Source organism: Hyphomonas sp., assembly GCF_037969335.1.
In the GTDB taxonomy this organism is placed as follows: domain Bacteria; phylum Pseudomonadota; class Alphaproteobacteria; order Caulobacterales; family Hyphomonadaceae; genus Hyphomonas.
In genome coordinates, this window is the sequence record NZ_JBBKXE010000206.1 from 1 (window position 1) to 24951 (window position 24951).

The 24951-nt window shown below is 62.4% G+C and carries 25 protein-coding genes; 13 read left to right on the forward strand and 12 right to left on the reverse strand.

The annotated features are described in order from the left end of the window. Positions 1-294: 294 nt before the first annotated feature. Entirely contained in the window at positions 295-1380 is a 1086-nt protein-coding gene (locus AADA04_RS15170; protein WP_340694122.1) for a substrate-binding domain-containing protein, read from the forward strand. Positions 1381-1444: 64 nt separating this feature from the next. Here the strand turns inward: AADA04_RS15170 and AADA04_RS15175 are convergent, their stop codons facing one another. Further along, on the reverse strand, positions 1445-2551 hold the full coding sequence (locus AADA04_RS15175; protein ID WP_340694123.1) for a glycosyltransferase family 1 protein: 1107 nt from the start codon (positions 2549-2551) through the stop codon (positions 1445-1447). 199 nt (positions 2552-2750) lie between these two features. Between AADA04_RS15175 and putA the strand changes: the two genes are divergently transcribed. After that, on the forward strand, positions 2751-5885 hold the full coding sequence (gene putA, locus AADA04_RS15180; RefSeq protein WP_340694124.1) for a bifunctional proline dehydrogenase/L-glutamate gamma-semialdehyde dehydrogenase PutA: 3135 nt from the start codon (positions 2751-2753) through the stop codon (positions 5883-5885). Positions 5886-5899: 14 nt separating this feature from the next. Further along, positions 5900-6742: a DUF3298 domain-containing protein gene (locus tag AADA04_RS15185; RefSeq protein WP_340694125.1), complete on the forward strand. Its 843-nt coding sequence runs from the start codon at positions 5900-5902 to the stop codon at positions 6740-6742. Positions 6743-6750: 8 nt separating this feature from the next. Here the strand turns inward: AADA04_RS15185 and AADA04_RS15190 are convergent, their stop codons facing one another. Both AADA04_RS15190 and AADA04_RS15195 read right to left on the reverse strand, forming a co-directional pair. Beyond that, on the reverse strand, positions 6751-8523 hold the full coding sequence (locus tag AADA04_RS15190; RefSeq protein ID WP_340694126.1) for a hypothetical protein: 1773 nt from the start codon (positions 8521-8523) through the stop codon (positions 6751-6753). 66 nt (positions 8524-8589) lie between these two features. Further along, positions 8590-8904 (reverse strand): hypothetical protein, encoded by a 315-nt coding sequence (locus AADA04_RS15195; protein ID WP_340694127.1) that lies wholly within the window; start codon positions 8902-8904, stop codon positions 8590-8592. Positions 8905-8949: 45 nt separating this feature from the next. Between AADA04_RS15195 and AADA04_RS15200 the strand changes: the two genes are divergently transcribed. After that, positions 8950-10278: a serine hydrolase gene (locus AADA04_RS15200; protein WP_340694128.1), complete on the forward strand. Its 1329-nt coding sequence runs from the start codon at positions 8950-8952 to the stop codon at positions 10276-10278. Between the two features lie 63 nt (positions 10279-10341). Here AADA04_RS15200 and AADA04_RS15205 read toward each other — a convergent pair whose 3' ends face one another. Beyond that, entirely contained in the window at positions 10342-10713 is a 372-nt protein-coding gene (locus AADA04_RS15205) for a hypothetical protein (protein WP_340694129.1), read from the reverse strand. Between the two features lie 51 nt (positions 10714-10764). Continuing rightward, positions 10765-11502 (reverse strand): spermidine synthase, encoded by a 738-nt coding sequence (locus tag AADA04_RS15210; RefSeq protein ID WP_340694130.1) that lies wholly within the window; start codon positions 11500-11502, stop codon positions 10765-10767. 484 nt (positions 11503-11986) lie between these two features. Between AADA04_RS15210 and AADA04_RS15215 the strand changes: the two genes are divergently transcribed. Then, positions 11987-12541, forward strand: a complete 555-nt coding sequence (locus AADA04_RS15215) for a hypothetical protein (protein ID WP_340694131.1) — start codon at positions 11987-11989, stop codon at positions 12539-12541. Between the two features lie 125 nt (positions 12542-12666). On the opposite strand, the gene AADA04_RS15220 is transcribed toward AADA04_RS15215, so the two are convergent. Beyond that, positions 12667-13095: a PaaI family thioesterase gene (locus tag AADA04_RS15220; RefSeq protein WP_340694132.1), complete on the reverse strand. Its 429-nt coding sequence runs from the start codon at positions 13093-13095 to the stop codon at positions 12667-12669. Next, on the reverse strand, positions 13092-13574 hold the full coding sequence (locus AADA04_RS15225) for a PaaI family thioesterase (RefSeq protein WP_340694133.1): 483 nt from the start codon (positions 13572-13574) through the stop codon (positions 13092-13094). The genes AADA04_RS15220 and AADA04_RS15225 overlap by 4 nt, the downstream gene beginning before the upstream one ends. Positions 13575-13856: 282 nt before the next feature. Between AADA04_RS15225 and AADA04_RS15230 the strand changes: the two genes are divergently transcribed. The 6 genes from AADA04_RS15230 (at position 13857) to AADA04_RS15255 (ending at position 19543) form a co-directional block, all read left to right on the forward strand. Beyond that, entirely contained in the window at positions 13857-15188 is a 1332-nt protein-coding gene (locus tag AADA04_RS15230; protein ID WP_340694134.1) for an NAD(P)-binding domain-containing protein, read from the forward strand. An 18-nt stretch (positions 15189-15206) separates the two neighbouring features. After that, complete coding sequence (locus tag AADA04_RS15235; RefSeq protein ID WP_340694135.1) at positions 15207-15905, forward strand: M23 family metallopeptidase; 699 nt, start codon at positions 15207-15209, stop codon at positions 15903-15905. A 41-nt stretch (positions 15906-15946) separates the two neighbouring features. Then, positions 15947-16633: a DUF6498-containing protein gene (locus tag AADA04_RS15240; protein WP_340694136.1), complete on the forward strand. Its 687-nt coding sequence runs from the start codon at positions 15947-15949 to the stop codon at positions 16631-16633. Positions 16634-16838: 205 nt separating this feature from the next. After that, complete coding sequence (locus AADA04_RS15245) at positions 16839-17465, forward strand: helix-turn-helix domain-containing protein (RefSeq protein WP_340694137.1); 627 nt, start codon at positions 16839-16841, stop codon at positions 17463-17465. Between the two features lie 69 nt (positions 17466-17534). Next, positions 17535-18569 carry an alpha/beta hydrolase gene (locus AADA04_RS15250; protein WP_340694138.1) on the forward strand — a complete coding sequence of 345 codons (1035 nt, stop codon included), beginning with the start codon at positions 17535-17537 and terminating at the stop codon, positions 18567-18569. After that, positions 18566-19543, forward strand: coding sequence for an NADPH:quinone oxidoreductase family protein (locus AADA04_RS15255; protein WP_340694139.1), 978 nt, complete (start codon positions 18566-18568; stop codon positions 19541-19543). The genes AADA04_RS15250 and AADA04_RS15255 overlap by 4 nt, the downstream gene beginning before the upstream one ends. Here AADA04_RS15255 and AADA04_RS15260 read toward each other — a convergent pair. From AADA04_RS15260 to AADA04_RS15270, 3 genes are all read right to left on the reverse strand, one after another. Beyond that, positions 19540-20436, reverse strand: coding sequence for a DMT family transporter (locus tag AADA04_RS15260; RefSeq protein ID WP_340694140.1), 897 nt, complete (start codon positions 20434-20436; stop codon positions 19540-19542). The genes AADA04_RS15255 and AADA04_RS15260 overlap by 4 nt on opposite strands. Before the next feature lie 42 nt (positions 20437-20478). Beyond that, positions 20479-20856 (reverse strand): MliC family protein, encoded by a 378-nt coding sequence (locus tag AADA04_RS15265; protein ID WP_340694141.1) that lies wholly within the window; start codon positions 20854-20856, stop codon positions 20479-20481. 75 nt (positions 20857-20931) lie between these two features. Beyond that, positions 20932-21834 (reverse strand): SDR family oxidoreductase, encoded by a 903-nt coding sequence (locus AADA04_RS15270; RefSeq protein WP_340694142.1) that lies wholly within the window; start codon positions 21832-21834, stop codon positions 20932-20934. 62 nt (positions 21835-21896) lie between these two features. Between AADA04_RS15270 and AADA04_RS15275 the strand changes: the two genes are divergently transcribed. After that, complete coding sequence (locus tag AADA04_RS15275) at positions 21897-22313, forward strand: DUF2147 domain-containing protein (RefSeq protein WP_340694143.1); 417 nt, start codon at positions 21897-21899, stop codon at positions 22311-22313. Positions 22314-22318: 5 nt separating this feature from the next. Here AADA04_RS15275 and AADA04_RS15280 read toward each other — a convergent pair whose 3' ends face one another. Next, complete coding sequence (locus AADA04_RS15280) at positions 22319-22690, reverse strand: hypothetical protein (protein ID WP_340694144.1); 372 nt, start codon at positions 22688-22690, stop codon at positions 22319-22321. Continuing rightward, a complete protein-coding gene (locus AADA04_RS15285) occupies positions 22683-23780 on the reverse strand; it encodes a mechanosensitive ion channel family protein (RefSeq protein WP_340694145.1) in 1098 nt (365 codons plus the stop codon). The genes AADA04_RS15280 and AADA04_RS15285 overlap by 8 nt, the downstream gene beginning before the upstream one ends. 115 nt (positions 23781-23895) lie before the next feature. On the opposite strand from AADA04_RS15285, the gene AADA04_RS15290 reads away from it, so the two are divergent. Further along, on the forward strand, positions 23896-24951 hold the full coding sequence (locus AADA04_RS15290) for a methyltransferase domain-containing protein (RefSeq protein WP_340694146.1): 1056 nt from the start codon (positions 23896-23898) through the stop codon (positions 24949-24951).

Consider the following 24951-nt stretch of genomic DNA (forward strand, 5'->3'; position numbering starts at 1 on the left):
GGGTAGCATAGGAGTGCATGACACCTAACCTCCAAAGGGCTTTTAACCAGCTTCGGGCGTTAGTGCAGGGGGCCCCCAGTTTAAGGGTTGGCCCAGATGTCCGCCACATCCGTATTCGGAGCGTGAGATATGCGAACATGAGCGGGAGTGCAAGTGAAAAAATGAGTCCCCCCGAACGGATGTCACAGAAACGTCATTTAACTTCGACATGATTGTCATGCCCGCAGGGTATTCCGGCCCTCGAAACCCGATCCCGGGAATGATTCTGCAGGAGCAAATCTCATGAAATCTGGCATGACTTTCGGAACAATCAGTCTGATGGCGCTGGCGCTGGTCGCCTGCGGCAAGACAGACCTGTCCACGCTTGAGGCATCGGATGCCGCGCCCGACAGGCCGGAAATGTCCGGTTCGACCCAGAAGATCAAGATTGTCGGGTCGTCGACAGTGTCGCCATTCGCCACCACGGTGGCCGAACGGTTTGGTGCGACCTCCGGCTTTCCGACCCCGATTGTCGAAACCACGGGCACCGGTGGCGGCTTCAAGGCCTTTTGCCAGGGCGTTGGCCCAGACCAGCCGTCGGTCTCGAACGCCTCGCGTCCGATCAAGGCCAGCGAAACCGCTCTCTGTGCCGGAAATGGCGTGACCGAAATCACCCCGGTCGAGATCGGCTATGACGGCATCGTCGTGGCGAACTCCAAGGAAGGCCCGGATTTCGATATCTCGAAAACGGAGCTCTACCTGGCGCTGGCGCAGGATGTGCCGGACGGCGCGGGTGGCTTCCAGGCCAATCCCTACAAATCCTGGCACGATGTAAGCCCCAGCCTGCCGGACGAGCCGATCATGGTGTTCGGTCCGCCGCCAACATCCGGCACGCGCGACGCGTTCGTCGAACTCGGCATGGAGCATGGCGCCGAGGCATTGCCCGCACTGGCCGCGCTGAAGGCGAGCGATGGCGATGCTTTCAAAAGCCGCGCCCACACGATCCGCACAGACGGCGCCTGGATCGATTTCGGTGAGAATGACACGGCGATCATCCAGTCGCTGGTCAAGACGCCAGCGGCTATCGGCGTGCTCGGATATTCATTCCTCGAACAGAATGGCGACCGGGTCAAAGGGGCAGATCTCTCGGGCGTGCCGGCCACTTTCGAGAATATCAATTCAGGTGAATACGGCCTGTCGCGCGTGATGTTCATCTATGTGAAGGACCAGAATCTGAACCTGGTGCCCGGGCTGATCGACTATGTCGAAGCCTTCACGTCGGACAACGCGTTCGGCCCGGATGGATACCTCGTCGAGAAAGGCCTGATTCCGCTCAGCGACGCCGACCGCGCAGCCCAGCGTGTGATTGTCGAAGTTCTCAAGGCTGAAGCAGCCGAATAGGCCAACGCGCCCAACGCTTTAAAATCTGACCGGCTGCTTTTCAGGCAGCCGGTCTTTTTTGTGTCTAGAGCCCTTCGATCGGCGGCTTCTTGCGGCGGCGCAGGCGAATTTTCTGCCAGAACCGGCGGCGCGCCGGGGCGGGCAGGGGCTGGAGGTTCTCGATGAAAGCTTCAGCGCAGGATTTCCAGCTATAGGTCTCGGCATAGGTGCGGCAGGTTTCGCGGCTGAGCGTCAGGCAGTCCCGCGCGCCTTGGGCGAGGTCGCCCCCGACAGGCGTTATCGTGCCTGCATTGGAGCCGGGAATCACGTCGCGCGGACCGGTTGCGTCGAAGGCCGCGACGGGGATGCCGGATGCCATGGCTTCCAGCACGACGAGGCCGAACGTATCTGTGAGGCTCGGGAAGACGAACACATCCGCGCTGGCATAGATGGCCGCAAGCTCTTCGCCGAATTTGCCGCCCAGGAAGGTCACGTTCGGATAGTTGCGCTTCAGTTCTTCCAGTTGCGGCCCATCGCCGACAATGACTTTGGAGCCCGGCAGGTCGAGTTCGGCAAAGGCTTCAATATTCTTTTCCACGGCGACACGCCCGACATTCAGGAAGATAGGTCGCGGCAATCCCTTGAAGGGGTCCGTCTCGGCGCCTTCTGCAATGCGTTTGGACGGATCGAACATTTCAGTATCGACGCCGCGCGTCCATGCGACCAGATTGATGAACTTGCGGGCCCGTAGTTCCTCGACCATCGAGGGCGTCGGGACCATCACCTTGCCGGAATATTTGTGGAACCAATGCACAAACGAATAGCCCCAGGATATCGGAACGGGCAGGCGCGCCGACACGTATTCCGGAAAGCGGGTATGGTAGGCGGTCGAGAAGGGGTGCTTGACGATCAGGCACATCGTGCGACCGGCCATGCCAAGCGTGCCCTCGGTGGCAATATGGATCGCATCTGGTTCGAATTCGTGAAAGCGTTCCTCGATTTTCTTGCGGGCAAACAGGGCCAGCTTGATCTCGGGATAGGTCGGCAGGGGGACAGTGCGAAAGCCGTCACCCGGGTGCACGATTTCCCAGATATGGCCCATCGCTTCGGATTCGGCGATCACCCGCTTCATCGTGCGGACGACGCCGTTGACCTGAGGGTCCCAGGCGTCGGTAATCAGCAGAATGCGCATCGGGTCTCCTTGAGGCCGCCGGACGGTCGGCGGTAATGTGGCGGGGTTGGTCCTATGCGTAAAGAGGCGGAACAACTGCAATGTTGCTCGCGTTTGTCTCTATGTGCCGATATGACTGTGCCCGTAAACATTAAATACCCGGCAGGCTTTTGCTCTGTCTTGCGGATACCCTTGAAACTTTTGCCCCCCGGAATCCCATATGCCTGATTCGCTGCCCACTGCCTCCCTCGATTGGGATGATCTCGACGTCCATAAATTCGATGACGAGGAGGCCCTTCTCGAAGGGTTGCTGAAAGACACACCGCTTGATGACGGCGCACGCCAGGCTGCGGTACGCCACGGGCGCGAGCTTGTCGAGATTGCCCGCAGCCGGGGCGGCAAGAAGGGCATGATGGAGAGTTTCCTGGAGGAGTTCGGCCTGTCAAACTCCGAAGGCCTGGCGCTGATGTGCCTTGCCGAGGCCTTGCTCAGGGTGCCGGACGCCGAGACGCGTGATGACCTGATCGCCGAGAAAATCCGCTCGGGCGACTGGGCCTCGCATCTCGGCCAGTCCGAAAGCTGGCTGGTCAACGCATCGACCTGGGGCCTGATGTTGACGGGCCGGGTGATCGGCGTGCCGAAATCGCTCGAGAAAGGCCCGGGAGCATTTGTCTCCGGCCTGATCCGCGAAAGCGGCGAACCGGTGATCCGTGCGGCCATGATGCAGGCCATGCGCATCATGGGTGAACAATTCGTCCTTGGCCGGACCGTCAAGGAAGCCCTGAAGCGCGGCAAGCGCATGGTGAAGTCGGGCGAAGCCGCCCATTTCAGTTTCGACATGCTGGGGGAGGGTGCGCGCACGGCTGAAGATGCAGCGCGCTACCTGAAAGCCTATGAACTCGCAATCGACGCGGTCGCCGCCGTAAAGGATGTCGGCACGGCGCCGGAAAAGGCGAGCGGCGTTTCGGTCAAGCTGTCCGCCCTGCATCCGCGCTTCGAGGCTGTCAACGAAGCCCGTGTGATGGCGGAGCTTTATCCGCGCCTGCTGGACCTGTGCGAAAAGGCGGCAGAGGCGAACATTCACCTTTGCCTCGATGCGGAGGAAGCTGACCGGCTGGTGCTCAGCCTCAAAATGTTCGACCGTCTTGCCCACGAACCGTCGCTCAAGGAGTGGACGGGTCTCGGCCTTGCCATCCAGGCCTACCAGAAACGCACGATGTCCGTGATCGAGAACCTGACGCGCCTTGCTGAAGCCACCGGGCAGCGTTTCATGGTCCGTCTCGTCAAGGGCGCGTATTGGGACAGCGAAATCAAGCATGCCCAGGTCGAGGGCTATCCAAACTTTCCCGTCTTCACGACCAAGCCCGGCACCGACCTTCACTTCCTCGCCTGCGCAAAAATGATGCTCGAGGCATCGCCGAAGCTCTATCCGCAGTTTGCGACACATAATGCCCATACGCTGGCGGCGGTCGACCTGCTGGCTGAGACGGCGGGCGTTACCAATTACGAATTCCAGCGCCTGCATGGCATGGGCGAAGCGCTGTATGATGCCGCCGAAGCCGGGCGCCGTGTGCGCGTCTATGCACCGGTCGGCGCGCACAAGGACCTGCTGCCCTATCTCGTTCGCCGCCTGCTCGAAAACGGCGCCAATGCGAGCTTCGTGCATTCCTTCCTCGATCCGGACGTGCCGGTCGAAGACGTCGTCGACGATCCGATCACACGGGTCGAGATCGGCCCGCGCAGGCATCCGGGCATTCCGACGCCGCCGCGCCTTTACGGACCGGAGCGGCGCAATTCAACCGGCCTCGATCTCAGCCAGAAAGCGGTGCGCCAGGCGATGGCCACCGCGCTGAAATCCTTCCGCGACAGTCCGGCCATTGCGGCAGGCGCGATCGTTTCGGGAAAACCCGATACCGGTGGCGGCGACATGATCCGTGTGCCGTTCGACACGGATCATGTCCTGGGCACCTGCAAGGAAGCGAGTGCCGACGCCATCGACAAGGCGCTGGGCGCTGCCGTGAAATTCCAGCCCGCATGGGATGCCCTCGGCGGATCGAAGCGCGCGGAGCACCTGCGTGCCATGGCGGATGTGATGGAAGACAATGCCCCCCGCCTGATTGCGCTCATGGCGCGCGAAGCCGGCAAGACGCTGCTTGATGGCGTGGCCGAAGTGCGCGAGGCGGTCGATTTCTGCCGCTATTACGCAGCGCAGGCCGAGCATGAGTTTGAGGGCGCGGTGCGCCTGCCGGGGCCGACGGGCGAGACCAATCACCTCTCACTGCATGGGCGCGGCGTGTTCTGCTGCATCAGCCCCTGGAATTTCCCGCTCGCCATTTTCACAGGCCAGATCGCTGCGGCGCTCGCGGCCGGCAACACGGTCGTGGCCAAGCCTGCCGAGCAGACGCCGTTGGTCGCCTTCGAGGCGGTTCGCCTGTTCCAGAAGGCCGGCCTGCCGGTCGATGCGCTTCACCTCTTGCCGGGCAAGGGTGAGACAGTTGGCGCGGCACTGACGGCTGACCTGCGTGTCTCGGGTGTCTGCTTCACGGGCGGCACGTCGACGGCGCGCCTGATCAACCGGGCAATTGCCGGACGTGATGGCGCGATCATTCCGCTGATCGCCGAGACGGGCGGCCTGAACGGCCTGTTCGTCGATACGACTGCGCTGAGGGAACAGGTCATCGATGACATGATTGTGTCGGCCTTTGGCTCTGCGGGCCAGCGCTGCTCGGCCCTGCGGATTGCCTTCATTCCGAAGTCGACCTCCAAGAGCCTGATCGAGGGGCTGATTGGGGCGATGAACGAGCTGAAGCTTGGCGATCCGGCCGAGGCCGATACCGATATGGGGCCGGTGATTGACACCGATTCGCGCAAATTGCTCGAAGCGCACCTCGACAAGATGCGCAAGGAGGCAAAAGTCCTGCACCAGGTCGACGCCGGGAAGATTGGCCAGGAGGGGTTCGGCTTCGGACCGGCTTTGGTCGAACTGTCATCGATGGACCAGATTCAGGAAGAGAATTTCGGGCCGATCCTGCACATACTTCGGTATGATCCTGACAATGTGAAGAAGGTCGGTGCCGCGCTGAAAGCGAAAGGCTACGGCCTGACCCTGGGCGTGCATTCGCGGCTGGAGCGCTTCCATGCGACTGTGGAGTCGGTCTGCCCTGTTGGAAATACCTATGTGAACCGCTCGATGACCGGGGCCGTTGTCGGTGTGCAGCCATTTGGCGGGGAAGGCCTGTCGGGCACCGGGCCGAAGGCGGGCGGGCCACATTATCTCCATCGTTTTGCCAATGAGCGCGTGGTAACAGTCAATATCACGGCGCAGGGCGGCGATGCCGAACTGCTGAGCCTGTAAAGGGAGACGATCCGATGTTCAGACATGCCTGTTGCGCTGCGCTGGGAGTGCTTTTGATTGCCTCCTGCGGGAAAACGCCCGATGCGCCGGACACCGAGGTCACTCAGGGTGGCGACCTTGCGGTTGGGGAGGCTGAGCTGGTGGTCGCTCCCGAGGCGATTGCGGACGTGCCGCGGCATCTGGAGGTGACCAAGGATTATTTCGTCGGTTCAGCCAGTTTTGATGATGCCCTGTTCGATATTGCACCGGACATTGCCGCCACGCTGGTCGAGGATGCGCGGGGCCGGTTGGAGGCCATGGACGCCGATGCGCTGGCCTACAAGGAAGCGGATCCAGAATATTTCAATCCCTACAGCCTGTCGATCCAGTGGACATTGGAAGCGGCAGCAGGCGACCTGATCAGCCTTGAAGGATTCACGGCGGCCTATTCCGGCGGCGCGCACGGAAACTACGGAACCGATGCGCGCATCTACAATCTCCAGAGCGGGAAGCAAGTGTCCCTGAGCGACCTGCTGACGGATCCGGCGGGCGCCATGGCCGAAAGCCTGCCCTTCGTTCTGTCCGACATCGCGCAGCAGCGGACAGAGAAAGTCGGCGGCGGGGCATCCGCTGAAACGTTCCGAGGAGAAACGGCTGACGCCATATCTGCCGACAGCATCCTGAGCGGCGAGCTTGGCCTGGTCGCGTCGATGGAGGCTGGCAAGTTCGGCGGTTTTGTCGTGCACTTTGCGCCCTATGAAATCGCTTCCTATGCCGAAGGCGCCTACAAGGCTGTGGTGCCGCAATCGGTCTTCCGGGATTTCCTGAAGCCTGAATACGCAGGACTGTTCGCAGGCGGGCCGGTCACCGAAGAATAAGTCCCCACCTAGCGAAGCGCCTCATGATCGATGCGCAACAGCCGGAAGCGTGACGTCCTGTCCGTTTCCACATCGACCAGGCCGGGCCAGTCTTCACCCGCGCTGAGCGCTACATAGAGCGGTGCGACAGAGCCATCGAACGTGACGTTGGTTGTGCAGACAGCGACATAGGTGAACGGTGCGAGTGCTTCGCGGCGTGCGGTGCTGTCGCTCATGATGAAGGTCTTCGCGACCCGGCTGATGCTGGGCGCGGCACGGTGGAATGGCAGCGACGCGAGCTGGTGCAGGCTGTGCGTGGACTCGATATGCTCCGCCAGCGTGAATGACAGGCCTGAGGGCGCCATGACGATGCCGGGCGGGGCATTGTCGAGCGCCGAAAAATCGGTGTTCTTGCAGGCATCGCCATCCATTATCAGGATCGGGTCGACCGCGAGCTCTGTGCGGTTGACCAGTCCGACCAAGGCCAACCCGAGAATGACGGGCACCGCGAGTGGCGCGAGCCGCTTCATCCATGAACTGATTGTCGGAAGCGCCATCAGGACAGCGGAAACGAACAGGGGAATAAAGACCGCCGGAAACCTGAAATTGCGGGTCTGGAGAATGGTCAGGACCAGCGCGGCCGTTGCCATCAGGAGAATGACCAGGGCACCCGCCGTGCGAGGCCGGGCCCAGTACCAGGCTGCGATGAGTACGGCCATCAGTCCGCCCATGACGACCGGAATGGCCAGCGGCGCTCCTTTGGCATAGCCCTCGATGAGACCGTGTTCCTGCGGGATGCGGGCGAACCAGTATGCGTTCGCGATGGGGTCGATCATCCACAGGGGACCGGCATGGCAGTCCGGGAATGCCAGCCACAATCCGGCCAGCAGGACCGCGCCCGGGACGGCGAGGCTGAGCAGGCGTGAGACCGGCCCGGCGAAGCGCTCATGTCGCCAGAGGCGCGGGGCCGCCGCGAGGACCAGTCCACCGAGGCAGAGGGCGGCAATCCAGGGCGCCGACAGCGCATCGCACCGGACCCGTGACATGGCGCCGGAGCCGATCAGAAGGAGGCTTCCCGGCAGGGTGACGATAAAAAGTGTCAGGCCCGCCTGGGAGAGTCGCCGGGCAAGGGCGGCATCGCGTGTCCAGACGGCCGCAAGGCCGAGACCGACGAGCGCCAAAGCGACAAAGGGCGCGCATTCCAGTCCCACGGCGACGGACAGGAAACTGGCCAGTCCGATCAGCACGCCGGCGTACCCGTGCGGGGACACGAGCCCGAGGCAGAGCGCGAGCATCAGGACGAGCTGGACATTGTGATGGTCGATGCGCCCGGGATAGAATTCCGGCAGGGCGAGCAGCGAGGCGACTGCCGCAGCGATAATCGGCAGCGCGCGCAAATGGGGCCCCGAAATGTGCTGGATCACGCGCGCTGCCAAGGCGGCATAGGCGACAAACCAGAGCGGGGGCACCACGAGGCGCGCGGCTGCGAATGCCGCGTCGGGTTCCATGAACAGGCTTAGCAGCCAGGTCACCATCACATAGGGCGCATCCACCAGCCGGGACCATGGCGTGACATAGGCGTCGGGCATGGCGAGGACAGGCCAGGAGAGGTCATGCCACTGGCCGTCCCGCAGGAGGTCGGCGATTTGCAGCTTGCGGGCGATGTCGTCGACATCGGCGGCGAAGCTGGCGCCGGGCGGACCGTCGAGCAGCAGGACGCCAATGCCCGTCACAAGGAAGAGCAGGAAGACGCGCCAATAGGGCGTCGCGGTCAGATCTCCGGAGTCCGGGATTGCAGGCATCAGGCGCTCTCTCGTGGTTCACAGCACGCTGCTACAAACCCTTTAAGCAAGGCCTAAATCCGATTTTTAAGGTTTCACCAGCGTGCAGCCGAGGCCGGGCTCGAAGCGGGCCTTGGCTTGGACAAGGCCGCCGAGGACGCTGGCGCGGGTAACGGTGTCATCATCGGTGATGCTGACGGCGCTGATATCGGTGGTGAAGTCACCCATGCAACTGTCCATCGGGCGTTCGGCGACATGCAGGCAGGAGCAGACCTGCTTGGCGCCATAGGCGGTTGCGACCCGGGCAAAGGCGACCTGGTCCTTCAGCCAGACCTGCCAGCCGATGCCGATAAGGACGAGCATCACTCCGAGCGTGATGAGAAGGACTTTGACGACTTTCATGCGATGCCCCTAAGCTGGACCAAAGGTTAGGGGAGAAGCATTGTCGTGGGCAACCATTTCTTGAATTTCGCAGCGCTCAGGATGAGCCTTCTCGGCCTTGTATTCATTGCCGCGCTGCCCGCCGCCGCGCAGGAACTCGTGCCGCTGCCGCAGCAGCCAGCGGAACTGGCCTGGCCGGCGAATGGCTGGGAGACCGGGGAGATGGACCCGGGCGTGGCGGCCATTGTGACGCCCCTGATCGACAAGGCGATTGCCAGCCAGAAGAATGAGCTGATGGGCGAGACAAGGGCGGTCGTCATCATCCACAAGGGCAAGCTGGTGGCTGAGGCCTATCGCGACGGGTTCGGGCCGGAGACGAAGCAGATCTCGTGGAGCATGGCGAAATCGGTGACCTCGGCGCTGGTCGGGCGGGCGGAGGCACTTGGCCTGATTGACGATATCGACGCCGCGATGCCGACGCCGTTCGATGCGGGCGATCCGCGGGCGGAGATTACCTGGCGCCAGTGGCTGACCATGACGGACGGGCTCGATTATACCGAGATCGGCGCGACGAGCATGGCGGATAATGACGTTATCCAGATGATGTTCGGCAAGGGGCGGTTCGATGTGCTGGCCTATGTGAAGAGCGATTTGCCGCTGATCCATGAGCCCGGCACGCACTGGAATTATTCGACGGCGACGTTTCATCTGATTGGGCGTGCGATTCAGGGACTGGAGCCCAGCTACGACAAATTGCGTGATGAACAAAAATTGGTTGTTACCCTGAACGACAGTGATCGCGAGGCGATTCAAACCTGTGAGCGTCTCCGGGTCTTGGGCGATGCCAACTTGCCGCAAGCGTGCAAGGACCTGCTAAAGCGCGCCAAGGTTATTGGAAGCGACTTGCGGGGCGATGATCTCATCAAGAACCTGTTCGTTGCGACGGGCATGGATACCCTCGTGGAATTCGACGCGGCGGGGACGTATCTCGGCGGCTCTCTGGTCTGGGCGAGCCCGCGGGATTTTGCGAAGTTTGGCTATCTCTATTTGAGAGATGGCGTGTGGGATGGCGAACGCCTGTTGCCGGAGGGCTGGGTGGATTTCGCACGGACGAAAACCCCGGCGGACAATAGCAATGTCTATGGCGCGGGCTGGTGGATTACCGCTTATGGCGCGCCGCTGACCCATGCGCAGAATGCCACGACGCCGCCCTGGGATGCCTTCCATGCTGGCGGCCATGAAGGCCAGACGATCTGGGTCGTGCCAAGCCGTGACCTCGTGATCGTGCATCTCGGCCTGATGGAGAACACGGACGAGAACTGGTCAGACCTGTATGAGTGGAACCAGGAAATTGCGCGGGCCTTTCCGGACCTGGCGGCGGCGCCGGTGGAGTAGCGCGCGCGGCGCCCGAGGGGGCGCTTTGGGGGTGGTTTGGGTGTGCCGGGGGTGAGGTATGGGTCAGGTGTCGGGTAAATTGAATCCGTATTCCCGGCGCATGCCGGGATCTCTTGCGGCACGTCCGGGCAGGATGGCCTGAGGCCCCGGCGTGCGCCGGGGACGCGGGAGTGGGGTGTCTGTCAGTGCAAGCCTTAAACGATCCGATACAGGTGCACGGAAAATGCCCGAACGATGCCCGGATAAATCATCCGACAGCTGGATCACCACGACGCGGCCATTCCACATCACGCCCCAGAGCATCTGGCTGCCGGGGCCGCCGGCTGCGCGGAACCATTTCTTGAGCCGCTGGATGCGCCAGAAGACCAGCGGCCAGATGGGCAGCAGGTACCAGGGCAGGCCGGGCAGGGGCGAGAGGAGGCTGAAGGCTGGCATCGCGGGGCAGTATATACCGGGTGCGATGGGGGGTGGATAAGCCGGACGAGGTCAGGCGTGCTTGAGGCCGAGATAGACGGTCTGGGTGTGGTGCTTGTCCTGCAACGGATTGTAGAAAGTGACCGGTTCGCCCCAGGCCTCGGCAAACACGCCTGACAGGCGCTGGACGAAGGCCTCGTCCGGCGCAACATCGGACCACAGCCCCATGAGGCCGCCCGGCTTCAGGTGAGTCAGCAGCTTTTGCAGGCCTGCCTCGCTGTAGAAGTGGCCGCTGCGCGCGTCGAGCAGCCAGTCCGGCGTGTGATCAATGTCGATCAGGATGGCGTGGAACTGGCGGCCGGGTTGGGCGGCGTCGAAGCCGGTGTCTGACTGGGCGAGCGCGAAGAAATCACCGCGCACGATCTGGCAGCGATCATCGGCGCTGAGCGGGGGATCAAGCGGCACAAGCCTGGCATCGTGCCAGTCGGCCACCGCGTCCAGCATCTCGACAACGCGCAGCGAGGCGACGCGCGGATATTCCAGTGCCGCGCCCGCCGTGTAACCGAGGCCCAGGCCGCCGACGACGACATCCCATTTTTCATCCGCGTCCGGGCTGAGGCTGGCGAGCTTGTCGAGGCCGAGGCGAGCGAGGGCAATTTCCGACACAGTGAAGATGTTCGACATCAGGTGCTCGTCGCCGAGGATGATCTCGAAGACGTCCACTTTCAGCAGGGGGTGGAACCGCCGCCGCAGGCTGATCGGCCCAATCGGCGTGTCGCGATAGTCGAGTTCTTCAAACAGGCGGCTCATGGGACGACGTCCTTGCAGTGTGGCGTCTCCCTAGCGGGTTCGGGCGGCGGGGCATAGGCGGGTGGTTGGCCAAGCGGTCGCGTGCGATATTTGTTTGATCCCGAAAGCAGACATTAGGCGGAGCGAATTGCGCACGACGGAGAATGGTTCGCATTCGCCCAACCCCACCAGACGATCTGCATTTCCTATATTTTTTAGGGGGTAATACATATTGTTGGCGTCGTCCGGGATGGGCTACCACCCTGTCAACTGAGCGATCCCTACAAGCCAATCAGGAGGATGAAGTGCGCAAGACTTCGGTATCGCTTTCACCATGATCGCCGCGACCAAGGTTCCCGCCGCCTTGGTCATGCTGGCACGTCCGGCCCAGGCCGAAGAAAAGGTCATGTCCGATCAGGCCGGGTGATCGAGAAATCTGGCGAAACCGTATCCATCCCGGTGGGGGGACGAAGCGGCTCCTCTCAATTGAAAAAAAGGTACTCACGTGATCAATCCAAAAGTCAGAAGAACACTCGTCCTCGTCCATATGTATTTTGCCGCATTCATGGCGCCCGCCTTTCTATTGGTCGCCCTGTCGGGCGGGCTTTATCTTCTGGGAAACAAAGGCAGTGTCCAAAGTGAACCACTCGCGCTCCCGGCGGATTCAGCTTTGAATTTTCAAAGCGACACACTGGAGTCGGATATACGAGCGTTACTGGAATCGGCTGGCGTCGATCATAAATTCGAGTACGTAAAAGCGAAGGGCCAACAGGCGGAAACACGCCCAACGTCCAGAACATATATTGAATTTTCGCAGTCTGGTCAGGGCCTCCAAGCCACCGTCAACAAACCAAGCCTCCAATACGCGATGATGGAGCTTCACAAGGGGCATGGCCCGAAGCTTTTCAAGCTATACCAGATGCTAGTTGCCCTGGCGTTGTTGGGTGTCGTGCTAGGCGGGCTGGCTGTCGGTCTTCTGGCGCAATCGTATCGCCGAAAAGTCCTGATCACATCTGGTGTCGGGCTCGCGGTGTTTTTGGCCCTGTCGTTGCTCGCCTGATACCGGCTGGTGGCGCCTGAACCCAAACGACAGACTTGAAGCCTTGAATTTTCTGCCCCGGATCAGGGCCAAATCCGGCTGTTTGGCCTGGGTTGATCGATTGTCTTAATCGGTCCTGCGCCGAGTCAGCCCTCGCCGACCATGAAATGGGCCATCAGGGCGGTGACGGGTTTGGCCTTTTCTTCCTGCCAGGCTTCGGCGCGGACAGAGGCCATGCGGCGGCCCATCTTGGTGATATAGGCGCGGGCATAAAGGTCTTTCGCATGGCCCTGGCGCAGGTAGTCGATGGTGATGTTGATGGGCCGGGGCGGACGGGCGAGGTCTGTCACGAGAAAGACCTGCGCCATGGCCGTCAGTTCGAGGAAGGATGATATCGCCCCGCCATGCAGCGCCTTGATGGTGAAATTGCCGATCAGCTTCTTGGAGAAGGGCAGGACCGCCGTCATTTCGTCGCCGCGGATGTCGCAGCGCATGCCGAGTTTCTGCGCGAAGGGCGTGCGTTCGAGGAAGGCTTCTACCTCGGCGGCGCGGGGATTGGCTTCATAGGGTGTCATGCGAGCGACTCCAGCTGGTCGGTCGGGCGCGGCTGGTTGATGGCGAAGGCGGCTGCGGCCGTCGCGATGATCCGGTCGCGCGTGTCGTGATAGGCCCAGGCGCGGGTGAAACACACCGTGCGCGTCATGTGGTAGCATTCGGCCTCGCCGATAATGTCGCGGCCCTTGTCGGCGGGGCGCATGTAATCGATGCGCAGGTCGAGCGTGGCCACAAAGCGGAAGTCCGGCAGGGCCGCACCGCAGGACATGCCGCACAGATTGTCGAGCAGCGTGGTGATGACGCCGCCATGGATGACGCCGGTGTCCGGGTCGCCAACCAGCGTGTCATCCCAGGGCTGGAGGCCCCAGACGCGCGCTTTCTCGATGCGGGTGACTTCGAAGCCGAGTTCGCGCGCCCATGGCACGGCCTTGGTCATCATCTTCATGTTTTCCCGCATGAGAATCAGGCGTTGTTCGAGATCTGAAGGGTCGGCAGGCATTGTTGAACTATGCTTTCGGATTTGACGCGGGACCGGTCCATGGCTGAACCGGCCGCCGTGCCGCAGGGATTATCGAGGAAGGCGGCCAGCACGGCTTCGGGGTATGACACCGGAGATCATGTCGAGGTTTTCCGGCACCAGACGGAGCGGCAATCGGCCCCTTTGCGTTACTGACGTCGCGTCATCGCTCATGTGCAGGCCTCTTCATTTGACGTTCCATCTGCCCCGGATAACATCTGGTCAGGAGCGTGGGAACACTTCACGCAAGGGAGGACACTGCAAATGGCATTTGATGGTAGCAGCGCACCGAAAACGTGCATCATCGGGGCAGGATGTTCGGGCTTCACCATGGCCAAGCGCCTGAAGGACAAGGGCCTGCCCTATGACTGTTTCGAGATGTCGGACAATATTGGCGGCAACTGGTACTACAAGAACCCGAATGGCACCTCATCCTGTTACCAGAGCCTGCACATCGACACGTCGAAATGGCGCCTCGCCTTTGAAGACTATCCCGTGCCGGACGCCTGGCCGGATTTCCCGCACCATGCCCAGCTGCTGCAATACTTCCATGATTATGTGGACCATTTTGGCCTGCGCGAGACGATCACGTTCAACACGGCGGTGACGGATGTTGCGCGCCTGCCGGACGGGCGCTGGAAGGTGACGCTGTCGACCGGAGAGAGCCGCGAATATGATGCTGTCGCGGTGGCAAACGGCCACCACTGGGATGCGCGGATGCCGACCTATCCCGGGCATTTCGATGGTTACCAGGTGCACTCCCACCATTATCGCGACCCGTTCGAGCCGTATGACTTTCGCGGCAAGAACGTGATGATTGTCGGCGCGGGCAATTCGGCGATGGATATCTCGTCGGAACTATCGCAGCGGCCGATCGCGCACAGGCTGTTCATCTCAATGCGGCGCGGCGTGTGGGTGCTGCCGAAATACATGGACGGATCGCCAGCGGACAAGGCGGCCCTGCCGCCCTGGTTGCCCGCCAAGCTGGGCCGCAAGCTGGCCCGGGCCAAGATCAAGAAGACGATCGGCATGATGGAGGATTACGGCCTGCCCAAGCCCGACCATGAGCCGCTGGACGGCCACCCGTCAGTGTCGGGCGAGTTCCTGACGCGGGTCGGTTGCGGTGACATCGTGCCAAAGGGCGGAATCGAGCGGCTGGACGGCGACAGTGTCGTGTTCAGCGATGGCAGCCGCGAGAAGGTGGATGCGATTGTCTGGGCGACCGGATATAACGTGACCTTCCCGTTCCTGAAGCAGAAGGAACTGATGCCGCAGGAGAACACGTTCCCGCTGTACAAGCGCATGGTGAAGCCCGGCTTCGAAAACATGTTCTTCCTGGGACTGGCCCAGCCGTTGCCGACACTGGTTAATTTTGCCGAGCAGCAGTCGAAGCTGGTCGCGGCGGCATTGAACGGGGAATACGCCTTCCCGGACGCCGCCGAAATGGACCGGATCACCATGGCGGACGAGCAGGATCACCTCGGCCATTTCTATGACAGCCCGCGCCACCGCATGCAGGTCGACTTCGGTGTCTATGTCGCTGACCTGCTGAAAGAGTTAAAGCGGGGCGCAAAACGCGCAGGTGTGGTTGCCTGATATTAAGACAAGCATGGTATGGTCTGGGCTATGTTCCGCCTGATCCCAGCCATACTGCTGCTTCTGGCAGCTGCCGCCTGTGCGTCCTCGCCGCCGCCGATACCGGCAGCGCCCCGGGTCGTGGTGGACTATGGCCCGCCGGGCGATCCGCATAATCCGGTGCAGGGCCCGTACCAGCCCAATGAATATTTGCAGGTCTGCAGCGGCATGACGGTGAGCAATTCGCCGCCCTTCTATCCGGGCGGCTGGGTGCAGGATTTCAAGCCGGTGATCGATGTGAATGGTGTGGTGCTGGTGACGGTGCCGACCAATGATGCCTGCCTGTCATCGGGTTTCGGCTTTCGTGGCGGACGGATTCATGAGGGCGTCGACCTGACGCGTCGCCCGTCCGGGCCGGTCTATGCCGCCGCGCCGGGGCGGATCATCGAGGCCCGCCATTCGACCGGCTATGGCTGGCAGGTTCTGATCGACCATGGCAAGGGCGTCTATACGCGCTATGCCCACCTTGCCCATTTCGAGCCGAACGTGGCCGTCGGACGGGAAATCGGATTTGGCCAGCCGGTCGGCGTGATGGGCAGTTCGGGCAATGCGACCGCGATCCACCTCCACTATGAGATCCTGACCGGGAATTATCACAATCCCAGAGGCTCCAAGGGATTGCAGGTGCGTGACCCGTTCAGCTTTCCGGCCTATGAACTGACATTCGCGGGGTCTTAGGCGAGGGAGTGGGGGACAATGCAACGGACCGGCAAGGCCGCATGAGCGGCTGCTTTTTCGACCCATCCCTGCTGGCGCGAACCTATCGCGACCCACTGGCCTGGCTCAGCCTTGTGACAGACCTGTTGCCGATCATCGCGATCATCCTGTTTCACTGGGGTCCGACGCCGCTGGTGGCCCTTTACTGGCTCGAGAACCTGGTGATCGGCGCCTATACGATATTGCGGCTGGCTGGCGCGGCGACAGGCGATATCCTGAAGCTTGGCGCGGCGCTTTTCCTGATCCCGTTCTTTACCCTGCACTATGGCATGTTCTGCTACGGGCACGGCGTGTTCCTGAAAGCATTCGCGGGCGGTGGCGGCATGAGCGACGGCCTGATGGACCTGGTGCGCTGGGCGGTTGGCTCGGGCGAGGGGATGGCCCTGTTCCTGGGCGTCATCATCTTCACCAATGCCGTGTTCTTCCTCGTCGACTATATCGGCAAAAGCGAGTTCAGGCGGGCCAACCTGGCGGCTGAGATGTTTGCGCCCTATGGCCGGATCGTCACGCTGCACGTGGCCATCATCCTCGGCGCGTTCTTCTCCGTGGCGACAGGCCAGCCCTTGCTGGGTGTGCTGGTCCTGATCGTGATCCGGGTGGTTTTCGGCATTGTCCTGTCGGTGCTGCGGCGCACGAAGCTTGATGGCGGGCTGGGCGCGACACTGGCTGCATTCGAACAGGTGAGATGACCATCGCGTCGGCTGTCGCCGTCCGGTTCGGTCGAGGCGCTTTGTCGAGCGGTAACATTTTTTGGGCTGCATCGCCGGTGATCGACGCGATTCCGCAGGATCGGCGGCACTCGCCCATATGTTGTAAAAAGTTGACGCATGGTGACGGTCTGGCGCATGATCGCACACTTCGGCCGTTTCGAGCCGGCCCAATCAAGGAATCTCGATGCCTTCTGCAACTGACACACTTGCCTCCGGCAAACGCGCAAAGTCCAAGGCGGCCAACCGCCGCGCGATTCTCGAAGCGGGCCGGCGCGTCTTTGCGCGGACCGGCTTTGAAGCCACGACCGTTCGGGACATCATTCGCGAGACGGAGCTGGCCGCAGGAACATTCTACAATTACTTCAAGTCGAAGGAGGAGGTGTTCCAGGCGATTGCCGAGGACTCCACCTATCGCTTCCGCACGCGCCTCAGCGATGTACGGGCGCGGGCGACCACGTTCGAAGACTATATCCACCAGGCCTTTCACGCCTATTTCAGCTTCATTGCGGCCGAGAATGCCGAGGCGATCAAGGGCGGAGCGCCGCACCTCGCGCTGATCGGCGTGCGCGTGGATACGCCGGAAATGCTGGCCGTGGCTGCCGAGATCCGGTCTGACCTCGACCACGTCCTGTCGGCGGACGGGGCGCCGGTGATCGATATCGACTACCTGACAGCGGCGGCGATCGGCATCGCGCGGGAAATGGGCGACCAGATGCTGCAGCGCCGACCAGTGAATGCCGACGTGGCAACCAAGTTCGCTGCGGCCCTGCTATTGGCAGGCGTGCGGGAGATCGCGGGCAAGCCTGTTTGAGGAAGCGCTTGGCGGACCTCGGGGAAGGGGGCTAAACTGTCCTGCAAAGGGCAGTTTGGGAGCCGGGCCATGAGTCTACAGCAGACGATCACGAAACTGATATTCAAATTGCCGGGCGGATTGCTCGTACGGATGGCGGGCGGCAAACCGCTCGAGATCAACGGCCGGGTGCTGGAGCCGCAATTGCAGATGGTGGCCTGGAATGGCCGCAATGCACCGCCGCTTTCATCGCTGCCGGCTGACGTGGTGCAGGCGGCAACACGCGAACAGCTTGCCATGATGGCCGCCGCGCCGGAGCCGGGCGTGATCATTGAAGACTCCACGATCCCGGGCCCCGACAAGAATGAAATCCCTGTGCGGATCTACCTGCCCGATGAGCAGGACACGTCACACCCGATGATGGTGTATTACCATATGGGCGGCGGTGTGATCGGCGATCTCGATACATGCAATGCGTTTTGTTCTATGATCGCGACGGTTGCCAAATGCCCGGTCCTGTCGGTCGACTATCGCCTGGCGCCGCCGCACAAGTTCCCGGCCGGGATTGACGATGCGATGGCCGCTTATGAATGGGCGCTGCGCAATGCCAGCAAGTATGGCGCGCCGGCCGGCGTGGCTGCCGTTGGCGGCGACAGTATGGGCGGCAATTTCGCGGCCATCGTCTCGCAGGAGATGAAACGCGAGGACAAGCCGATCCCGGCGCTGCAGCTGCTGATCTATCCGGCGGTGGACCTGGTCGAGGAATTCCCGTCGCGCACGGCCTTTGGCGACACGTTCGCGCTGTCGACCGACACGATGAACTGGTTCATGGACCAGTACCTGCCAGAAGGGCATGACCGGAGCGACCCGTTGCTGTCGCCGGGCCAGAGCGGCGACCTGTCCGGCCTGCCGCCAGCGATCGTGATCACGGCGGGACACGATCCGCTGGTCGATGAGGGTGATGATTATGCGCTGCGGCTGGGACGTGACGGCGTGTATGTGAAGCACAATCGTTATGACAACCTGTCCCATGCCTTCACCGCCTTTACCGACTTTTCGCCGGGCTCGCGCCGGGCCTGTCTCCAGATCGCGGGCATGGTGCGCGACATGTATGGCCGGCTGTGAGGGCGCTTGTCTGCCATACGATAGCGGATGATTTTTCCGGTGCCGAAATTCGTGACGTGCCGAAGCCCAAGCCCGGCCCCGGCGAAGTGCTGGTGCGGGTCAAGGCGGCGAGCGTCAATTTTCCGGACCTGTTGCTGACGCAAGGCAAGTACCAGCTGAAACTGGAACCGCCCTTCACGCCGGGCATGGATTTTTCCGGGATCATCGACACGCTGGGTGAAGGCGTGACGGGTCCGTTGCGCGAAGGCACGGATGTGGCGGGCGGTGTGCGGGCTGGTGCATTTGCCGAATATATCGTCGTGCCGGTGTCCTCGCTCCAGAAGAAGCCGCCTGCGATGAGCTTTGCCGAGGCCGCCTCCTATTCGGCGGCCTATCTTACGGCCTATGTCGCGCTGGTGCGCCGGGCCAATTTGCAGCCGGGCGAGACGCTGCTGGTGCATGGCGCGAGCGGCGGCGTGGGACTGGCGGCGGTGGATGTCGGCAAGCTGCTGGGCGCGACGGTGATCGCGACGGGGGCATCGGACGACAAGCTCGACAAGGTCATCGCGCATGGCGCGGACTATGCGATTAATGTGGAGCAGGGTTTTCGCGACAAGGTGAAGACGCTGACCAAGGGACGCGGGGCGGACGTCATTTTCGATCCGGTCGGCGGCGACGTGTTCGATGAGAGCGTGCGTTGCATTGCCTTTGACGGGCGGCTGCTGGTGATCGGGTTCACGTCGGGCCGTATCGCGACCGTTTCGACCAACATGCCCCTGATCAAGGGCTTCTCCGTAGTCGGCGTACGCGCGGGCGAATATGGCCGCCAGTTTCCGGACAAGGGCCGCGAGAATGTCGAGACGATCTGGAACTGGGCGCGCGAGGGCAAGGTCCATCCGCGTGTGCATGCCGAAGTTCCGCTGGAACAGGCGATGGATGCGTTCGCCATGCTGTGGAACCGGAAGGTGGTCGGCAAGGTCGTTGTGACGCCCTAGCCTGCGTAGAGCACCAATCCGAGAATACCGACTGAGACGAGCAGTACGCCGATGATCTCGCGGGCGGTGACGCGTTCCTTGAAGAACAGGATTGATGCGGCGATCATGAACACGACCTCGATCTGGCCGAGGGCGCGGACATGGGCGGCGTTCTGCAGGGTGAAGGCGGTAAACCAGGCGAGCGAGCCCAGCATGCCGACAAGGCCGACCCAGGCGGCGCTGCGCCAGCTGCGCAGCAGGCGCCCGGCTTCGCCCGGTTCCCTTAACTGCAGGAAGGCCAGTACGGCGAGCGCCTGGAACGCCGTGACGAAGGCGAGCGTCGTGGCCGCGCGCAGGAAGACGTCACCCTCGACCAGTGACAGGGACGCGCCGCGATAGGCGACGGCGGACAGTCCGAACAGGCCGCCCGACAGGATGCCCAGCAGGGCCTTGCGATCAAGGAAGCTGCGGCGCGCAGCCGGGTCTGCCGGAATCGAGATGAGGATCACGCCGACAAGGCTGACCAGGATGGCGAGGGCCACCGGCAGGGAGAGCTTGTCGCCCAGCAGGACAATGCCGAACAGGGCCGTCTGGACCGGCTCTGTCTTGGTGAAGGCCGTGGCGACGGTGAAATTCTTGTAGGAGAACAGGTGGATCAGCAGGCCGGTCGCCAGGATCTGCGCGAGGCCGCCGAGAATCGCGCTGGTGATGAAAGTCAGGTTGAGCGGCGGCGCGCTGCGACCGGTGCTGACGAGCAGGACGGCCAGCAGAAGGCAGGCCAGAGGTGCAGCAAACACGAAGCGCGCGGCCGTCGCGCCCCAAGTGCTGAGCGTGGCCTTCAGCCGTTTCTGCAGTACCGAGCGCAGGTTCTGCAGGAAGGCGGCTGCAATCGTGATGGGTATCCAGAGTTCCATCGGGCGCTTGGACAGCAGCCGGATGGGTTTGTCAAAGGCGGCTTAGCGCACCCGTGTGCATTGCGGGAAGGTGGTCGTTCCCTGTTGCAGCACGGCGTAGCGGCCCTGGTCCCAGAACACGACCCGCGTCGGGCCGATGCCGGACTGGTAGCGCATGCCCTTGTCGGCTTCGACCTGTTGCAGCTGGTGCACTTCGCCGTTGAACATGACCGTGGCGGTCGTGCCTACAACGCTGGCTTCGAGCTGGAGCGCGCCGCATTCATAATAGGGCGAGATCACGTTGGCGCTGTAGGGCGCGGCATAGGCCGGGTCATTGGCCATGCGCAGGTCGCCCTGCTGGCTGGTCGCCGGCGGTGTGACCGCACAGGCGGCTGCAGACGCGGCAAGCGCGAGGAGGGCGAAGGGGCGGATGTATGTCATGGCGGTGTCTCCGGGAGGTCTCATTGCTGGAACAAGCAATGAGACCCGGAAACGTTCCGCCCGGATCGCGGTCGCCTAGACCGTGCGCTGGGCCTTGTCGGCATTATTGGTGGCGGTGATGGCGTCCTTGGCGGCCTGCCACTGGTCGTCACCCCAGGCGGCGAGCTGGGAGAAGTTGCCGCCGGATGCGTTGTACATGGCGCCGTCAATGGCGATGGTCTGGCCGTTGATATATTCCGCGCCCGGACCCATCAGCAGGACGGCGAGGTTGACCAGTTCGTGCATCTCGCCGACGCGGCCCATCGGGTTGGCGGTGCCTGAGTCCATGCGCTTGGCGCCGTCCGCATCGGGGGCGAGGCGTTTCGACATGCCTTCAGTGGGGAAGGGGCCGGGCGCAATGGCGTTGAAGCGCAGGCCATAGCGGGCCCATTCGACGGCGAGGCTTTGCGTCATCGTGTTGACGGCAGCCTTGGACATGGCCGACGGCACGACGAAGGGGCCGCCATTCCACACCCATGTGGTCAGGATGGAGATGACATTGCCGCGTGTGCCGCCCTTGATCCAGCGGGTGCCTATATCGTGCGTCATGTAGAACGTGCCGCGAAAGACGATATTGGCGATGGCGTCAAAGCCACGGATCGAGAGGTCTTCGGTGCGCGAGATGAAATTGCCGGCGGCATTGTTGACGAGGCCGGTGAGGGGGCCGTGCTTGGCCCAGATCTCGTCATTCATGTCGGTGATGGCTTCGGCGACACGGATATCGCAGGCATGGGGCACGACCTTGCCGCCATGCTTTTCCATCAATTCCTTTGCCGTTTCTTCGCAGACGCCGCCGCGCCGGCCGCAAATGTGGACTTCGGCGCCGAGCTTCAGGAAGCCTTCGGCCATTTCCTTGCCGAGGCCGGTGCCGCCGCCAGTGACGAGGATGCGTTCATCCTTCATCAGGCCATCGCGAAACATCAGTTTTGACGTGTCCATCGGTATTCTCCCTGTGTGTTTTCTGGTATCGAGTATAGCTCGCTTGAAGCCGGAGACATCCCATGAAACCTGTCCTTTTTGCCATTGTCGCGCTTGCCCTCGGGGCAGGAAGCGCGACGGCCGATCCGCTCGATGTGTTCGGCACGTTCGCGACCGAGGAAGAGAACTCGCATGTCGAGATTGCGGATTGCGGCGACGGCACGCCGTGCGGCACGATTGTCTGGATCGATCCGGCCAGCGTGACCGATGGCAAGACGCCCGAAACGGCGACAGATGCGGACGGCAAGAAAATCCTCGGCCTGACCATGCTGGAAGGCTTCCGGCAGACGGCCAAGGGCTGGACCGGCGGCACGATCTACAATCCGAAAGAGGGCAAGACCTACAGCTCCAAGATGAAGCTCAAGGATGACGGCGTGCTGGAAGTGAAGGGCTGTATCGCCATGCTGTGCAAGACGCAGAACTGGAATCCGGTCGGCTAGGCGCGCTACTTCCGGAACGGCAGGCTGACCAGCCGCCAGAGAATCCAGATCGGCAAGACGATGCCGGCGCCGGCGAGCGCAGGCTTCCAGAAATTGCGGATGGCCCAGCCGGCTGCAGCCAGAGTCTGGCTGGCGATCGAGGCGATGGCTTCAGGTATGTTCACGTCCGGTGAGGCCGGGTTGAAGTTCGCGGCGAGCACGACGAAGCCGACAAGGATGCACAGGCCAAGCAGCTTGACGACGCCCCATGGGCCGATGCCGAACAGGCGCAGCAGCACCGAACGGGGCGGCGGCTTTTCGGCCTTGGCCTTGGCCTTGGGCGCCGGTCCGGGCAGCGGCGCAAGCGGCTCTACGACGGGTGGTTCGCTCTCACTCATGTTCCGGTTTGTTCACTGCCGTATTGCCCTTGTAGGCGACATTGACCTGGTGCGGATACGGGATGGAGATGCCTTCACGGTCGAAGGCTTCCTTGACGGCCTTGGTGAGGTCGGCGCGGACCTGCACGAATTCGGGTGTCGCCACCCAGGCGCGCAGGCGCAGCTTGACGCTCCAGTCGGCCAGCGCATGCACGCCGACCCATGTTTCTGCTTTTGACAACACGCGCGGATGGTCATTGGCCGTATCCAGCAGGACTTTCAGCGCATGGTCCATATTGTCGTCATAGGAAATGTCGAAATAGAGGTCGAACTTGCGGCGCGTCTGGCGCGTGTGGTTGACCAGCGCATCGCTCCAGACCTTGTCATTGGTGACGATGACGATCTTGTTGTCGACCTGTTTGAGCGAGGTGGTGAAGGGGGAGATGTCGGTGACCTCGCCTTCGAGACCGGCCAGGCTGACATAGTCGCCGATACGGAACGGGCGCAGGATCGCCAGCATGACCCCGGCGGCGACCGATTTCATCGTGTCCTGCAGGCCAAGGCCGATAGCCAGGCCGAGCGCGCCAAGCACAGCGGCAAGCGAGGTCGTCGGGAAGCCGAGTTGGGTCAGCGCCGTGACGATGGCTATGGCGAAGATCAGGTATTTGACCAGCGATCCGGCGAACGCGAACAATGTGTCATCTGCGCCGGTGCGGCGGTGTGCCTTGCCGCCGAAATTGCGCATCGACCGGGCCACCCAGTTTGCAAACAGGATGGCGACGAGAATGATTGCCACGGCAGCAACCGCGCCGGGACCGCGATCTTCCACCAGCACGCGCCAGTCATAGCCTGCAAGGCCGAGGGGCAAGGGCGACATAAGGATCAGCGCAAACATGCGGGTAACCGAGGCGCCGAGGTCCCAGCTGGAGCCTTCAAAGTCCTGGTCCTTCGGCGTGACCATCTTGCCAATGAGCACGATCAGGCGCTTGACCAGAATGGCCGCGATCCAGATGGCGATTGTCGCGGCCAGGACCAGCGACCATTTCAGGACCTGGGGCTCAGCGGCCTGCGCCCAGGCGGGCCAGCCAGTCATGTCGAATTCAGGCATCATGTTGCACTCTTGTCATGGGCCGTTGCGGGCTTCAACTCACCTTTCACGCATTGGTGACTGGAAGAAACCCGTCAATTGCGGCAGTCGGGCCCCGTCAGCCATCGGGAGCAAGCGCATGAACAAGCAGGTCGTCCGGGAATATTACGGGGATATCCTGAAATCCACGTCAGACCTGCGCACCGATGCGTGTACGACGGATGCGGCGCCGCCCCTGCATGTGCGCACGGCGCTGGCCCGGGTGCATGACGTGGTCGCGGCGCGTTATTACGGGTGCGGTCTGGCCATTCCGGCGGAGCTTGGTGGCCTGCGGGTGCTCGATCTCGGCTGCGGCGCCGGGCGCGACGTCTATGCGTTGGCGAGCCTTGTCGGCCCAGAGGGCCATGTGACGGGCGTCGACATGACCGACGAGCAGCTGGCCGTGGCGCGTGAACATGAGCCCTGGCATGCCGAGGCATTTGGCTATGACCGGCCGAACACGACCTTCCTGAAGGGCGAACTGGAATCGTTGGACGCGTTGGACCTTGCGCCGGGCAGTTTCGACCTGATCATTTCAAACTGCGTAATCAATCTCTGCACCGACAAGCCCGCCGTGTTCTGCGCCGCGCACCGGCTGTTGAAGCCGGGCGGCGAGCTGTATTTCTCGGACGTCTATGCCGACTGCCGGATACCGGCCGACCTCGTGAAAGATCCGGTCCTCTACGGCGAATGCCTGTCGGGCGCGCTTTACTGGGGCGACTATCAGGCGGTGGCGCAGGCGGCCGGCTTTGCTGATCCGCGCGTCGTCAGTCATCGCTCGCTGGCAATCCTCGATCCGGCACTGAAGGCGAAACTCGGGTCGATCCGGTTTGCCTCGGTGACGGCGCGCCTGTTCAAGCTGGAAGGACTGGAGCCTGCCTGCGAGGATTATGGCCAGGCCGTGATCTATCGCGGCGGTGTGGAAGGCATGGAAGAGGTCTTCATCCTCGACGCCGAACATCATATCGAGCAGGGCAGGGTGTTTCCGGTCTGCGGCAATACGCTGGCCATGCTGATGGACACGCGGTTTGCGTCCTATTTCGAAGTGATCGGCGCAGGCGACAGGCATTTCGGCCTGTTCCCTGGATGCGCTGCGCCGGACGTGTTCGCCGCCGGTGACGTGTCGGCAGCGGCCCCGGTTGGCGGTTGCTGCTGA